Annotated in this window: 1 protein-coding gene; it reads left to right on the forward strand. The window is 35.5% G+C overall.

Going from position 1 to position 1447, the window contains the following annotated elements:
- Positions 1–660, forward strand: a 660-nt coding sequence (locus DWW23_RS26325; RefSeq protein WP_122357402.1) for a FimB/Mfa2 family fimbrial subunit, incomplete at its 5' end; no start/stop codon positions are given.
- Between the last annotated feature and the right edge of the window lie 787 nt (positions 661–1447).

Consider the following 1447-nt stretch of genomic DNA (forward strand, 5'->3'; position numbering starts at 1 on the left):
AGAACTTATTTGCTTCAGGCTAAACCGATAGAGATCGCATGTCCCGGATCTGATCAGATCACAGTGGTGGCATGGGCCGGACTCTCAGGAGATAACGAAAATATCAGTGCTTTGAATCAAGCCAATATTATTTCAGACCTACAGGTAAGCCTCAAACAAAACAATGGCGTTGCAGCAAGCTTACCGGGAGATTTATTCTACGGACAGGTTACTTTGAAAAGTACTTCTACAAAAGCTAGCTCTGAAACATTAAAGATAGAACGTAAAGTTTCTTCTGTTTCTTTGATCACTAAAGGTGTTATTAAAATGCTGGATTCAAGAGATGGTAATTTTTATTACAAAATAAAGAAAACAAAAAGCTCTTTTAATCATAACGGAGAATTGACCGGAGAAGATATCGAATATATTATTCCGGCTACAATGAACGACAAAGGAAATGTTGTTGCAGACAACACAACCATTTTACCAGCTTCCGATATCACTATAGAGCTTTACAAAGACGATAAAATGATTCTTTCTTCCGAAAATGTCAAAAATTTGGAGAAAGTGTCTATAAACGAAGGAGAATTGTCTGAATTGACTTTTGACCTTTCAAAAAACAGCGGTAATATTGTTGTGGCAGACTGGGGTACAGTTATAGTAAATGTTACTGTTGGTTAAAATTTGACCCTCAATTTTTTATATGCATAAAGGCGTACATCCGGATTGTTCCGCGTGTGCGCCGTTTTTTTTCATATACGCGATTCTCCATGATAGGAATACCGCCCTTTATGATAGACACACATATGTTAATTTGTATATCATAAGCATTGATTCACAAAGCATTGAATTAATACATAGGTATTCAAATCACAAGCGATACTTTTACCCATCATCGTGATTAAAAAAAGGTTTAGCATTTATCAATAATAAGCCTATCAACCATGGAGACAACTATAAGTTCAATATTTATCAGATTTGAACATTTCAAAGATTGTCAGTTTGAGCTATCCTCTTATTAAAGAGACTTCGCCATTACAGGTTTATTTGCCGTCAGTTAAAACTGACGGCAAATAAACCTGTAACAAAGCATGTCTTATTGATGACAGATAGCATTGATAACAGATAGCCGATAGACTCTTTTTTCCATGTTCGACTGCAAAGCTTAACTGTCAACTATTCCTTGTCATCCGCCAACGGTGTATTAACCAACGACACAAGAGCATGTATTCATATCACATAGGAGGTATTTGTATCATCAAAAGATTTACTCATCAAACTTATTTTGTTTCATTTAAAGCCACACAAGGCACAAACACCACTCTTTGAGAGATTAACGCCGTGCTATTTGATATTTTCAGCAACTATTTTGATCGTTTTAACTTTTATTGTCGCTTTATTTGATACTCACATTGTTTTTGTATCTATATTTGCAATGTCAGCAAGAGACAAAAGGTTTTGATGAGGG

Origin of the sequence: Parabacteroides sp. AF14-59 (assembly GCF_003479515.1) — a bacterium.
In the GTDB taxonomy this organism is placed as follows: domain Bacteria; phylum Bacteroidota; class Bacteroidia; order Bacteroidales; family Tannerellaceae; genus Parabacteroides; species Parabacteroides faecis.